Source organism: Pontibacter cellulosilyticus, assembly GCF_014306105.1.
GTDB lineage: Bacteria > Bacteroidota > Bacteroidia > Cytophagales > Hymenobacteraceae > Pontibacter > Pontibacter cellulosilyticus.
The window spans coordinates 1-13,630 of record NZ_JACRVF010000006.1; the positions used below are offsets into that span (position 1 = coordinate 1).

The window sequence follows — 13,630 nt, forward strand, 5'->3', positions numbered from 1 at the left end:
AGGCCGCCCCCCCATTGGGAACGGGCGCAGAGTCATAACCATTTCCAAGTGGTGAAAAGTTCACCGCCTGAACACTTTTTTTAAACAATGCTTCTAACTCCTTCCTAAAGCAAAAAGCCCGGCGCTGTCGGCCGGGCTTTCTGATTCATGTTTTATACTTTAAGCTGTCTTCGGCTTCTTATATAATGGTACCGTACTGCACGGCTCTCCATACATCAAGCTGCTTGTCACCGGCAAGAGTTTTCTCATAATCTCCACATAAGCATACGTAGGGACAGGTATACTTCCACAACCTTTCACTACTATTTTAGCATCGCGGTACTCCTCTACATCTATTTTAGCAATTGCCTCTTGCATTAGTGCCTGCTCTAGTGCCTCCAGATCTCCGAATACAAAGTAATTTGCATGGCCGGTAAGCTTAGTCGCCAATAGCATGTATGCCCATGTTGGTACTATGGCATCAGCAGAACAAATGATGGCTACGTTCTTTCCATCATACATAGACCAGTCGTGCTCTTTTACAAATGCTCTGAAATCTTTCTCCTTTAGTATAAGACCGTGAAACAGGTTTTCCTTTATATCATAAACCACTCGCTCTCCCGGGTGGAGCAGCTCTTCCAGGTTTATCGTAACCAATGCGCTTTGCGCTACTCTATTTATAAACTCAGACATTGTGTTAGTTTTTAGTTCGTGCTTTTGCTTGCACTTGTTATATAAACATCCTTTAAATAGAAGGGTTCATAGTAGGCAACATCTTCGAATATTTGTTTCTCATACTTGCGAAGGGCCAACTTACCTACTGGTATCGCCGACGGAACCACACCATCTACAAATAATGCATTGACATTGTTTTTGGCAAAGGTCTTGAACTTTTCGGCACCGCTGCCAAAGAAGATCACCTGGTTATTTTGCAGTAGCTCATGCAGAGAGTCTTCAGTAAGTATAACTGGTGCTATTGGCATCACTTCTTCTAAAGTATGGCTGAGCACACAAGTATAAACTTCCATTCTGCGGGCATCCAGCATGGGGCAAAACAGAAAGCGCTCGGGATTAGCTGTGTAATTTATAACCTGTGCCGCCATACTATATAATGTAGATACCTCTATCAACGGAATGTTAAGTGCATAGCATAATCCTTTGGCGGTTGATGTACCTATTCGCAAACCGGTATAAGAGCCTGGCCCACCTGAAACAGCCACTGCCTTTAGGTCATCCATTTTAAACCCGCAGTTATTTACGAGTTGCTCCATCATAACAGTGATATGAGAGGAATGAGATTTCTCGATCCGAAGCTCTGATGAACCTAAGAGGTGCTCCCCCTGATAAAGCGCTACTGAGCATACAGTGGTTGAAGTTTCTAAGGCAAGCAGTAATGGGCTTTCCATTTATATAGTATAGTATAAGTTCACGACAAAATTAAGTGATGCTTCTTAAGCTGCAAAACCCTAAGCTTTATACTTAAACTATAAAGCAGAAGAGCCACACTTAAAGTATGGCTCTTCTGCTTTATCAATCTATTATTACTTTACTTTAAGGTATGCATTATACTTCTGAGAATCATTTAACACCTGCTTTGCCATCAGAATATCCGGATCATCATCAAAAGTAGATTCGATGTAGCCTTTCTGCAGGTAGTAACGCGAAGCGATTTCCGCCTCCAGCATTTCCTTTATCTCAGGCTTAAAGCGTGTCAGGTCGTTTGCTTTATTATGCGACACCTTTTTCTTGATCGCCTCAAGTTCTGCTTTGATGTCATCGTAATGCTTACCGTCTTTTGCTTTTGCAGACAGATCCTGAAGCTCGCTTTCTATAGCTGTAGTATAGCTTACATCTTTGTTACCCAGGTAAGAAATAAACTGCTGGTACTCGTCATCAGTAAGCTTAAACTTTTTGGCAGCAGGTATAGAAGGATGCTCGGCTCTATACTTATTAGCAAACTCGAAGAAGTAGCCTTTGCGTGCAATGGTCTTCGTAATCTCTGAATAGTTTTGTTGCTCAACTTCTACATCCGGGCTTATACCGCCACCATCATATACTACACGGCCTGCCGCTGTTTTGAACGCTACACGCAATGAGTCAGCAATTTTGCCTACGCTACCATCTTCGTTGCGGTGCGCATAATCTATAGCCTGAATGCAACGGCCACTTGGGGTGTAATATTTAGCAGTAGTTACCTTTAGCTGAGAGTTGTAAGACAGCGGACGTGTAGCCTGCACCAAACCTTTACCAAATGTACGCTCGCCTACCAGCACAGCACGGTCGTAATCCTGCATTACACCAGCCACAATCTCAGAGGCCGACGCACTGCGCGAGCTAGTAAGAATAACTAGCGGTATTTCTTTATCCAGTGGCTCGTCTAATGCCTTATATGTTTTGTTCCACTCTTTTACTTTTCCTTTTGTGCTTACGATGTCCTTACCTCTGTCCACGAACACGTTAGAGATGTTAACCGCCTCGTGCAATAAACCACCTGGGTTATCGCGTAGGTCGAACACGATTTTCTTGGCACCCATTTCCTTCAGCTTCTGCACAGCCATCTTCACCTCCTTAGAGGCATCTACTGTAAAACCTGATAACTGGAAGTAGCCAATCTGATCATCCAGCATACCATAGTATGGCACATTATCCACCATTATATTGGCGCGATTAAGCTCTACTGTTTTGGATTTGCTTTGGCCGTAGCTGCGAACCTCCAGCTTTACCGGAGTATTTGCCTGACCTTTCAATAGTTTTGTGACATCACTGGTAGTTTTACCGGTTACGTCTACGCCGTTTACTTTTAAAATAACATCACCGATAACAAGACCTGCTTTGTGCGCGGGCGAGTTTTCATAAGGCATTTGTACCGTTATTTTACCATCGTGGCTGCCGATCAGGGCACCGATACCGCCGTACTGACCAGTAGTCATGGTACGAAAATCCTCGATGTCGTCTTCAGGAATATAGTTGGTATATGGGTCCAGCGACTTTAGCATGGCATCTATACCCGTGCGCATCATTTTGGCAGGAGGTACATCATCCACATAAAATGTATTTACCTCTTTAAAAAGCGTGGCAAAAACATCTAAATTCTTGGCTATTTCGAAATAACGCTCTGATTCTGTTTTAAAGGAGAAAAGCCCCAAGGTAAGTGCACCAATAAGCAGGGCAGCAATAGACTTCTTGTACATAATTTCTAGGTGTAAGGACGTGGTAAGACTACTTACTCAAACAACGTTCCAAACCTGAAATTAGTTTTTTTTGGATGATTTGAAAGGACTTTTTTTCTTTACCAATATAGAGAATACCCAGCAGTTGTGGTGCCTGCTCCGGATTTTGGTAAAGGAGATGCTTGTTAAGGCGATAAGCCTCACGTATTTGCCGCTTAAGGCGGTTACGATCTACGGCACGCTTAAAGTAGCGCTTAGAAACAGAAACGAGTACCTGGGTAGCACCCGAAGTCAAGTCTTGCGGAGTATAATATATAAACCGCAGCGGATACAAATTAAAAGAAGAACCCTTGCTAAACAGCAGCGCAATAAGGCGCTTGCTACACAAGTGTTCTTCTTTCGAAAATGTATAGAAAGTTGGCTGCTCTGCGTTGTGCTCGTTAGCTGGCTCTATTTGCATGAGCGCTACGAATGTACAAGCAAGGCATATCCCCTAAAGGAGATTAAGCCGCCTTATGTCTTTTCTCGTCAGAAACTGTTAGTCTCTTTCTGCCTTTGGCTCTTCTGCTAGCCAATACTCTTCTGCCGTTAGCGGTTTCCATTCTAGATCTGAAACCGTGCTTATTTCTTCTTTTTCTCTGCGAAGGCTGGAATGTTCTTTTCATCGTCTGCCAATGGTTTTATTATGGCCTGCAAAATTAGACAACCTTTTTTAATTAACAAAGCCTGCTTCAGAATTTTTACTAAAATGTATACTAAAGCTGCAGCAGTGCCTCTGTGGCTACACAAATCTGCATTCTCTTGATTACCTAATGACTAACTTGCTGTATCGTTAAACTGTTATATCAGCATCCAGTATACTTTGCAAACCAACAGTTTGACTATTCAGAAAATTTACGACTTTAAACTATGATCACATACCACCTTTCTTACCAGAACCCGCTTAGCCATTACGTTGACATCACACTAACTATAGAGGATAATAAAGCAGACAAGCTATACCTGCAGCTGCCTGCCTGGCGCCCCGGCCGGTACGAATTGCAGCATTTTGCCCAAAAGCTTAAAGCTGTAACTGCCTCTGCAGATGGCCAAAGTATCCATATCAGCAAAACAACAAAAGACCGGTGGCTAATAGAAGCTAACGGTGCAGCTGCCATCGAGGTAAAGTATAGCTTTTATGCCCGCCAAATGGATGCCGGAGGTTCATGGCTGGATGAGGAGCAGCTGTACATAAACCCAATTAACTGCATGATGGCTGTAGACGGTCGCGAATTTGAGCCATATTTTGTGCAGCTTCATATCCCTGAAAACTGGCAAGTTGCCTGTGGCTTACCAGAAGTACAGAAACACACGCTACAGGCAGCAAACTTCGATGAGCTGGTAGATAGTCCTTTTATAGCCAGTGCTAACCTAAAAAAGGAAACTTTTAATGAAGGTGGAGTAGACTTTCATATCTGGATACAAGGCGATTGCCAGCCGGACTGGGAGAGGATAAAACATGATTTTGCCGCTTTTACAAAAGAGCAGTTGGAGGTATTTGGCGATTTTCCGGTGCAGGAGTATCATTACCTGAATGAGATTCTGCCTTACCGCACCTACCATGGCGTGGAGCACGGCAATTCCACCGTCATCACATTGGGCCCCGGAGAACTGTTGATGACGCCTAGCCTGTACAAAGAGTTTCTGGGAGTAAGTTCGCATGAGCTATTCCATACCTGGAACATCAAGAAAATTCGCCCTGCTGAAATGATACCTTATAACTTTGCGCAGGAGAACTACTTTAAAACCGGCTACGTGGCCGAGGGCATTACCACTTACTACGGCGACTATATGCTGGCCAGATCAGGGGTATTTACAGCAGCGCAGTATTTTGACGAACTGAATACTACCCTGCAACGCTACTTCGCTGACTATAGCCGTGATAACCTCTCCGTAGCTGACTCCTCCTTCGATCTTTGGCTGGACGGCTACAAACCCGGCGCACCAGACCGAAAGGTATCTATCTATATAAAAGGCGCCCTCACAGCCTTGCTCTTGGATATGCAACTGAGACAGCAAACGAATAACAACGCCAGCGTGGACACTGTGATGCGCCTGCTTTGGGATCGTTTCGGTAAAAAAGGCAAGGGCTACACAGAGGCTGACTATGCTGAGTTGGTGGATGAAGTAGCTGGTACTTCTTTTGCTTCATACTTTGATAACTACATAAACGGCACTGCCCCTATTGAGCAGGCTTTGGATGAGGCTTTATACTTAGTCGGCTGCACGCTAAAGGAAACAGAAAACCCGATCATCAATGAAGGCAATTATGGCTTTAAGGTAACATCGGAAGGTGCGGCCAAAGTAACTGCCGTTGCACCAGGCTCTCCGGCTAGCGGTGTGTTAAGTATAGATGATGAGCTTGTTGCCTTGAATGGCCGCAAAATAGAAAATAACCTGCAGCACCTGCTGGCACTGCAACCGCAGCAAATAGAACTGACGCTGTTCAGGGAAAAGCAGCTTCGTAGTATAAAATTGGGTGCTGATAGTAACAGCTACTATAGCAAGTATACTGTGGAGAAACGTGCCGATGCGACTGATGAACAGAAGCAGAATTTTAAAGCATGGCTGAAGCAGGAGTTTTAAATGATGTGTTAACCGTTAACCCACTCCTAACCCCAATGCCATCAACTTAAGCTCTTTTGTCATCTCGACGATAGGAGAGATCTTTATAGAACTCCTTCTGCACTAATTCCAGATAGATTTCTCCCAGAGGTCGAAATGACAACTTAGCTTATATTTTCTCAAGTTGACAGCATTGGGGCTGGAGCGGATTGATAACTAGACTAGGCGCTAATTAAATAGCAACTTAAAGTAAAACGATGGCTGCTTCAGCTTTTCGCGTAGGTCCAGGTCGTTGAACATGCAGGAAATGGTCTTGGCTAGGGCTTGGTTTTTGGATGCTTTATCGGCGATCTGGTTGAACAGCCAGGGGTAATTGAGCAGCTTCTGCATCTGGCGGCTAAGTCTTAGCTCTTTCCAGAGACGGTTGTAAACGGCTTTGTCGTAGGCTTGCATGAAGCTGGCTGAAAAGTCCTGGTGCTGCAGGCAAAGCGCTGCCTGTGTTGCAGCCCAGCGGCCACTGATCATAGCATTGCTTACTCCTTCGCCAGTAAATGGGTCTATCAGCGCGCCGGCATCACCCACTAACATGTAGTTATCTCCGGAAAGGCTGCGTTTTTTAGAACCCAGTGGCAAGCCGTACCCTTTTATATCGCCCACCAACTCTGCATTAGCAAAGCGCTTCTGAAGCTCCGGGTGCGTTTCTATCATGCGCAGCATTTCCTTTTTCAGGTTAATCTTTTTGCTGCTGATGGCGCTGCTCAACATACCCACACCTACATTGGCAAAACCTCCCGGCAACGGGAATACCCAGAAGTATCCCGGCAGAAAATCCTTGAAGAAGTGAAGCTCTATAAAGTTATCGCCATCCAGATCCTGAACTCCTTTGTAATAAGCCCGCAAACCGGCACAGTAGTGCTCCGGCTCCTGCTGCAGACCTGCTACATGCCGCGCAAACCCCGACTGCGCTCCGTTTGCCACAATCAGCAATTTGGCCTCTACTTGTGGCTCACCTTCTTTTCCGGAAAGTATAAAACCCCCACCTGATAGCTGCTCATACTTTGCAAGCTCTACGCCCTCCAGCAACGTAATCTCAGAGCGCTGCTTTACCTGCTCTACCAGAAAGTTATCGAAGTGCAGGCGTTTGGAAATATAACCTGCCGGAGAATCCACATCACGGTTATAATTATACTTGAACGGCACACTCAGCTTTTGCCCGCCCGGCGATACAAAATGAATACCCCACGAAGGCAGCTGCTCCTCTTGCTGACTGAAGAGCCCAGGCAATTCATCAGAGATACGGCGCAGTTCATTTACTACTTTGCCGCTCAGGGCATCGCCGCACACTTTATCGCGCGGGAAGACAGCCCTATCCACTAATAGGCAGGATATGCCCATTTGCGCCAGGTGCAATGCTGCCGTAGTGCCACCGGGACCAGCACCAAGTATACAGATTTCAGTTTTGTACATGCAGAAAAGTATGAACAGAAGAAAGATAAGCAATTAGCCACACAACCTACACCTATAGGCACAAAAAAAGGAGGAAAACCTGTATGGCTTTCCTCCTCTGAGTTTTCATAGCTTATTTTGTTTACAAGTACACCCTACTTTTTATCATAAGGGGTATTGTTACCACCCTTCGCTAAGTTGCGATTAGGGTTCTGCACTTTGGTTGCGTCTTTGTTTAGTGCATTGCGGTTTGGACTATCGTTGATGTTACCCATCGGCTTCTTTGGATCGGCCTCGTTAGGGTTATTCTTCTTCAACTCATCCATTTTATTTTTATTCTGATTCTTTATGCTCATAATCCAATCTCCTCATTAATGTATACTTAGTTTTACCGCTTCCGACTGGATTTTGTTACAAATTTGACTAAAGTATACTCTACGTTAACCATTGCTTTAAACGAAAAAAGGAGAGGCCTCAGCCTCTCCTTTTCTGTGCAATTTTGATTTATACTTACTGCAGTACGGTATCGAACTGAACCAGGTTAACGAACTGCTGCACGCGGTTCTCAATCTCCTGGTGGCTCAGGTTTTTCAGGCGCTCAGTACCGAATTTCTCAACACAGAACGAGGCCATAGCCGAACCATAGATGATGGCGCGCTTCATGTTCTCGAAGCTGATATCACCAGTGCTGGCAATGTAACCGATAAAGCCACCCGCAAACGTATCGCCGGCTCCGGTCGGATCGAAAACTTCTTCTAACGGAAGGGCTGGTGCAAAGAATACTTTGTCTTCGTTAAACAACAGGGCACCGTGCTCACCTTTCTTGATGATCAGGAACTTAGGACCCATTGCCATTATCTTTTTAGCAGCTTTAACTAAAGAGTAGTCACCGCTAAGCTGGCGCGCCTCCTCATCGTTGATAGATAACACATCTACCAGCTTCAGCGTCTCTTTCAGCTCATCCAGGGCAATGTCCATCCAGAAGTTCATGGTGTCCATTACTACCAGCTTTGGCCGTTCGGTCAAGCGCTCTATCACTGTCTTCTGTACCTGTGGCGCCAGGTTACCCAGCATCAGGTATTCGCAACCCTGGTATGCATCCGGAATAATCGGATCGAAATCGCCTAGTACGTTAAGCTCAGTAACAAGCGTTTCGCGGCTGTTCATATCGTTAAAGTAGCGGCCAGACCAGAAGAAAGATTTCTCGTTCTCCTTTACCTGCACACCTTCGGTGCTGATACCGCGCTGGTGCATCAGAGCAATGTGGTCCTGGTCAAAGTCACCGCCTACTACTGATACTACATTTACCGGCTTCACAAAGTATGAAGACGAAAGCGAAATGTACGTTGCCGCACCACCTACAATTTTGTCTGTTTTTCCGAAGGGTGTTTCCAGCGCGTCAAACGCCATCGAACCTACTACTACTAAGCTCATATTTTTAAATTATGAATTACAAATTAAGAATTATGAATGGGTTTATACTTTAGATCAGCAGTTTAACCCTCCAGCAAGTTAGCAATTAAATAAATAAAAAAGCCCCTGAAGGTTTGCTTCAAGGGCTTGGGGTGGAAGATGGGGCTCGAACCCACGACCCCCAGAATCACAATCTGGTGCTCTAACCTACTGAGCTACAACCACCGTGTCTCATTTGAGAGTGCAAATATACGCATCAAATCACACAACGCAATACCTGAGGCGCAATTTTGTGTAAAAAATTTCAGCTACCTGCTTTGTACTTATGGTAACAGCGTAGAGTGTAAAGCAGTTCTGCAGCAAGCAACGGTAACGGCGCCAGGAACCATTTTGGCAGAGCTATCTCTGTCATAAATACTTGCAGAAGTATAAACAGAAGCCATACAGCAACAGCAGCTAACAAAAGCTGCATTCTACTTCTGCTGTTGTAGTTACTCTTGTAGATGTGCCAAATGGTAATTTTGCTCTCCATTCTAATTGAGTTTATACAGAATACTACTTATTCTTATTCGCTCAGTTTGCTGCCGCACCATGGGCAGTAGTTTATTACCACCATCGTAGCGCTGCCGTTATGCACGGGTATACCATAAAAGCCCTCATCCCACTTATTAATGATTACTTCTGGATCGTCGTACTTTATCTCTCCCTCCTCGTCCAGGCTTTCAAATACTTTATCAGCCATCATTATGCAGCAGTAGCTTTTATAGTCGAAGCCTTTGCTCTTTAGCTTTTCTGCGGTGGCCCAGTTATAACACGCCTCGTTTTCGTGAATGGCATCCAAATAAGCTTCATACTCCTCCGACTCCAGCACCTCCTGCGGCAGCTCTTTCCCGAAAAAGCGGGTGTGCAGCTCTTTAAATTTCTCCAGTTCCATACTACCTGTCAAATAGTAGTCTCTCCCCTTTTTTGCTCTCATCAAAAGTACCGTTGGTGAAAGCTAAATGTCCGGATACGATAGTATGCGCTATAGTTGAGTTGAAGGTCTGGCCTTCGAAAGGCGACCAGCCGCATTTGAAGTAGGTATTTTCTTTGGTAACAGTATAAGGTTTGTTCAGATCTACCAATACTAGATCAGCCCAGTAGCCTTCACGGATATAACCACGCTCGCGCACATTAAAAAGTATGGCCGGCGCATGGCTCATCTTCTCCACCATCTTCTCTAATGTCAGCTTGCCTTGCTTCACAAACTCCAGCATCATCTGCAGCGAGTGCTGCACTAGTGGTACTCCTGATGGCGCTTTTTTATACTTGCCCTGCTTCTCCTCCCAAGTATGCGGTGCGTGGTCGGTGGCAATCACATCCAGTTTATCCTCCAGCAGGCCCTTAAGAAGTGCTTCTTTGTGACGATGCTCTTTAATGGCCGGGTTACATTTTATCTGCGAACCATACTTATCGTAATCCTCTTTATCGAACCACAGGTGGTGCACACATATTTCGGCTGTAATGCGCTTCTGCTCCAACGGAATGTCATTTCGGAAAAGCTTCAGCTCTTCTTCGGTGGAGATGTGCAGGATGTGCAGGCGCGTATTGTGCTTTTCGGCCAGCTTCACGGCCAGGTAAGATGATTTAAAGCAGGCTGCCTCGTTCCTGATTTCTGGGTGGCATTTTACCGGAATATCCTCGCCGTACTTTTCCTCATAAAGTGCCATGTTGTCGCGGATGATCTGCTCATCTTCGCAATGCACAGCAATAGGCAGTTTGGCTTTTTCAAAAATCTCCTCAAGCGTCTGCTCATTATCTACCAACATATTGCCTGTAGAGGAGCCCATGAATATCTTAATACCACAAACAGTGTTGGGGTTAGTAATCAGCACTTCGGCCAGGTTATCGTTAGAGGCTCCCATGTAAAAGGAGTAGTTAGCCAGCGACGTTTCGGCAGCAATATTATACTTATCCTCCAAAAGCTCCTGCGTTAGCGCGTTAGGTACCGTGTTCGGCATCTCCATAAAAGAAGTGGTACCGCCTGCTACAGCTGCTCTGGCTTCAGTTTCTATGTTAGCTTTATGCGTAAGGCCTGGTTCGCGGAAGTGCACCTGGTCGTCGATTACGCCGGGCAACAGGTGCAAGCCTGTGGCATCAATGGTTTCGTCGGCTTCAGCGGCTATACTTTGCCCGATCTGCGCAATGCGTCCGTCTTTTACCATTACATCGGCAGTGGTTATACTTCCTTCGTTTACGAGTTGTGCGTTTTTGATGAGGATAGATTTCATGCTGCTAAGATACGGGAAGTGGGCGAAAGGGTAAAAGTTCTTATAACCTATTATTCAACAACATGCCTCCGTAACCATCATAGGTAGCATCAGTACATGTACACAGGCAGCACGTGCAATATATAAATCAAATGGAATCACAACACCTAACACTAAGAAGATTTAACCAGATACTGCTAGCCCTTTTGCTGCTTTTCGGATTGCTTTACCTGGGCAAAGGCTTCTTGGTACCGGTTGCCATTGGCGGATTGCTTGCCATGCTGCTGGACCCAGTGTGCCTGAAGCTTGAAAAATGGGGTCTGCCAACTACAGTTGCTGCTATACTCTGTGTACTTGTTTTGGTAGTGCTGTTGGTAGCTATGTTTTCTGTGCTGATAGACCAGTTAGTACAACTCGCAAACGACCTGACGGCGCTTGACGCAAGATTGAATGCACTGCTGGATGAGATCCATCGGTTTGTTAAGCGCACCATGGATGTCTCCAGAGAAAGACAGAATGAGTACATCAGGCAGAGCCTGAGGAATGCACTGCAGTTTACCGGCATCTATATCAGAAGCATACTCCTTTTTGCCGGATCTATCTTTGTAAGCTTTACCATTGTCATGATTTATACATTGCTGTTTCTGCTCTATCGCAGGCGGCTCAAGAACTTTGTGATCCAGCTGGCAAACTCTTACAACACAGACGCCAGGAAACTTATGGATAAAATTACTACCGTCGCCAGCTCTTATATTGCAGGCGTCTTCTTGGTTGTACTTATCCTAACGATTATCAACACGCTTGGGCTAATGATTATTGGCATAGAACACGCCCTGTTCTTTGGTTTACTGGCAGGCATCCTGAATATCATACCTTATATTGGATCGTTAACAGGAAGCCTGATACCGGTTGTGTTTGCCCTTCTAACCAAGGAGTCACTGCTCGTTCCGCTTGTTGTGGCCCTCTTCTTTTTAGTAGTGCAGCAGATAGAAAGCTATTTTCTCACCCCTAACATTACGGGTGGCAAAATTAAGCTAAATCCTATGGTAACGCTTATGGCGCTTTTGTTAGGAGGATTTGTGTGGGATGTAGCTGGCATGATCCTTTTTATACCCTTTCTGGGCATCGCCAAAGTTATTTTCGACAATATAAATCACCTTAAACCCTATGGCTACGTGCTCGGGAAAGATGATGAACAGCATAAGCTGAAGCACAGAGTTTTTAAGCCAGGCAAGAGGAACCGCCACTGACACGTAACCTAAAAATGGTAAATCCGAAGTCTTGTTACAGGAGAGGATGCTTACACCTTCAGGCCTACAATAACCTCCTTAAACTGCATTTGCCTTTTTTCCCGTACCTTTGTAGATCATCACTAAGTATAAATGATTACCGCCATGGCAGAAGAAGCAGAGAAAGAAGTGACTACCTTTGAGGATTTTAAGCTGAACAAGCAACTGCTAAACGCCATTAACGATGCCGGTTATGAGAAACCGACGCCTATTCAACAGCAGGCCATACCAATAATAAGCGGAGGTCACGATGTGCTAGGCATCGCCCAAACCGGAACAGGTAAAACAGCGGCCTTTTTACTCCCGCTGCTTATGAAGGTTAAGTATGCGCAGGGCCAGAACCCAAGAGCTTTAATCGTGGCGCCTACCCGTGAACTGGTGATGCAGATTGAGGAGAATATCACGTTGTTGGCTAAGTATACTGACATCCGTCACACCGCCATTTACGGAGGTCTTGGCCCTAAAACACAGATCGAAACCATTAATAAAGGTATAGATATACTAGTAGCCACACCTAAGCGTCTGATGGAGCTTTACCTGAAAGGTGACCTGATACTAAAAGAGCTAAAAACACTTATCCTAGACGAGGCTGACAAGATGATGGACATGGGCTTTATGCCTCAGATCCGTCAGCTGTTGGAGGTAATTCCGCGCAAGCGTCAGAACCTGCTTTTCTCGGCTACCATGCCCGATAAAGTGGTGCAACTGTCGGAGGAGTTTCTTGAATTCCCGACCCGTGTAGAGATAACACCACAGGCTACACCTGTTGAAACCGTAACCCAAACGCTTTACCGTGTGCCTAACCTGCGCACAAAAATAGAGTTGCTCGAACACATTATACAGGATGAGGAGACATTTAACCGCGTGATTATCTTTACCAGAAGTAAGAAAAATGCGGAGAGCGTGTCAAAATTCCTGGAGCACCGTAACTACGGCGAGGTAAGAGCTATACATGGCAACAAAGGCCAGAACACACGCATTAACTCGATGGAAGCCTTCAAGGGTGGCGATGTGCGCTTTCTGGTGGCTACCGACGTGGCTGCAAGAGGTATTGATGTAACCATGGTGAGCCATGTGATCAACTTTGATGTGCCTTTGATTTATGAAGATTACGTGCACCGCATTGGGCGAACAGGCCGTGCTGAGCAGGAAGGAGCTGCCATTACTTTTGCCACTGATGCCGAGATGTACCATGTAAACAAGATTGAGAAAATCATACGCATGCAGATACCGGAGGTGCCAATGCCTGCTGAAGTAAAGGTATTTGAAACGCCTTTCGAAGAACAGCAGGAAATGGCCATGGACATAGACCGCCAGAAGCGCCGCGAAAACCCTGACTTTAAAGGCGCTTTCCATGAGAAGAAAGGCAGGCACAAGTCTAACTTCGAGAAAGGCAAAAAGAAAGGAGATCCTAAAAACTCATTCTGGCAAAAGACGAAGAAGAAGGGTAGCCGTAAGAAATAAAAGCAAAAGGCCCGAA

The 13,630-nt window shown here is 45.4% G+C and carries 13 protein-coding genes and 1 tRNA gene; 3 read left to right on the forward strand and 11 right to left on the reverse strand.

Translation table 11 applies throughout. The features are described 5' to 3' along the window. Positions 1–159: 159 nt before the first annotated feature. The 5 genes from H8S84_RS17620 to rpmH all read right to left on the reverse strand — a co-directional run bounded on the left by H8S84_RS17620 (position 160) and on the right by rpmH (position 3,814). The gene (locus H8S84_RS17620) at positions 160–672 is read right to left on the reverse strand and encodes a DUF2480 family protein (protein WP_187068705.1); all 513 of its coding nucleotides are present in this window, start codon (positions 670–672) and stop codon (positions 160–162) included. A gap of 11 nt (positions 673–683) precedes the next feature. Beyond that, positions 684–1,385: a tRNA (adenosine(37)-N6)-threonylcarbamoyltransferase complex dimerization subunit type 1 TsaB gene (tsaB, locus tag H8S84_RS17625; protein ID WP_187068706.1), complete on the reverse strand. Its 702-nt coding sequence runs from the start codon at positions 1,383–1,385 to the stop codon at positions 684–686. 135 nt (positions 1,386–1,520) lie between these two features. Further along, complete coding sequence (locus H8S84_RS17630) at positions 1,521–3,170, reverse strand: S41 family peptidase (protein ID WP_187068707.1); 1,650 nt, start codon at positions 3,168–3,170, stop codon at positions 1,521–1,523. Positions 3,171–3,198: 28 nt separating this feature from the next. After that, positions 3,199–3,609: a ribonuclease P protein component gene (gene rnpA, locus H8S84_RS17635; protein ID WP_187068708.1), complete on the reverse strand. Its 411-nt coding sequence runs from the start codon at positions 3,607–3,609 to the stop codon at positions 3,199–3,201. A 43-nt stretch (positions 3,610–3,652) separates the two neighbouring features. Continuing rightward, positions 3,653–3,814, reverse strand: coding sequence for a 50S ribosomal protein L34 (rpmH, locus tag H8S84_RS17640; RefSeq protein ID WP_162347583.1), 162 nt, complete (start codon positions 3,812–3,814; stop codon positions 3,653–3,655). A gap of 244 nt (positions 3,815–4,058) precedes the next feature. Between rpmH and H8S84_RS17645 the strand changes: the two genes are divergently transcribed. Then, positions 4,059–5,774, forward strand: coding sequence for a M61 family metallopeptidase (locus H8S84_RS17645; RefSeq protein WP_187068709.1), 1,716 nt, complete (start codon positions 4,059–4,061; stop codon positions 5,772–5,774). A gap of 207 nt (positions 5,775–5,981) precedes the next feature. Here H8S84_RS17645 and H8S84_RS17650 read toward each other — a convergent pair whose 3' ends face one another. The 6 genes from H8S84_RS17650 to H8S84_RS17675 form a co-directional block, all read right to left on the reverse strand. Next, positions 5,982–7,220: a geranylgeranyl reductase family protein gene (locus H8S84_RS17650; RefSeq protein ID WP_187068710.1), complete on the reverse strand. Its 1,239-nt coding sequence runs from the start codon at positions 7,218–7,220 to the stop codon at positions 5,982–5,984. Positions 7,221–7,354: 134 nt separating this feature from the next. Continuing rightward, the gene (locus H8S84_RS17655) at positions 7,355–7,555 is read right to left on the reverse strand and encodes a hypothetical protein (protein WP_187068711.1); all 201 of its coding nucleotides are present in this window, start codon (positions 7,553–7,555) and stop codon (positions 7,355–7,357) included. Positions 7,556–7,709: 154 nt separating this feature from the next. Continuing rightward, the gene (locus H8S84_RS17660) at positions 7,710–8,633 is read right to left on the reverse strand and encodes a PfkB family carbohydrate kinase (RefSeq protein ID WP_187068712.1); all 924 of its coding nucleotides are present in this window, start codon (positions 8,631–8,633) and stop codon (positions 7,710–7,712) included. 127 nt (positions 8,634–8,760) lie between these two features. After that, positions 8,761–8,837, reverse strand: a tRNA-His gene (locus tag H8S84_RS17665). A 340-nt stretch (positions 8,838–9,177) separates the two neighbouring features. Next, positions 9,178–9,588, reverse strand: a complete 411-nt coding sequence (locus H8S84_RS17670; RefSeq protein WP_187068874.1) for a DUF6980 family protein — start codon at positions 9,586–9,588, stop codon at positions 9,178–9,180. Then, positions 9,548–10,882: a dihydroorotase gene (locus H8S84_RS17675; protein WP_187068713.1), complete on the reverse strand. Its 1,335-nt coding sequence runs from the start codon at positions 10,880–10,882 to the stop codon at positions 9,548–9,550. Before H8S84_RS17675 ends, H8S84_RS17670 begins: the two co-directional genes overlap by 41 nt. 131 nt (positions 10,883–11,013) lie before the next feature. Between H8S84_RS17675 and H8S84_RS17680 the strand changes: the two genes are divergently transcribed. Together H8S84_RS17680 and H8S84_RS17685 are read left to right on the forward strand one after the other, a co-directional pair. Beyond that, positions 11,014–12,111 carry an AI-2E family transporter gene (locus tag H8S84_RS17680; protein ID WP_187068714.1) on the forward strand — a complete coding sequence of 366 codons (1,098 nt, stop codon included), beginning with the start codon at positions 11,014–11,016 and terminating at the stop codon, positions 12,109–12,111. Between the two features lie 144 nt (positions 12,112–12,255). Then, positions 12,256–13,614, forward strand: a complete 1,359-nt coding sequence (locus H8S84_RS17685) for a DEAD/DEAH box helicase (RefSeq protein WP_187068715.1) — start codon at positions 12,256–12,258, stop codon at positions 13,612–13,614. Positions 13,615–13,630: the final 16 nt, after the last annotated feature.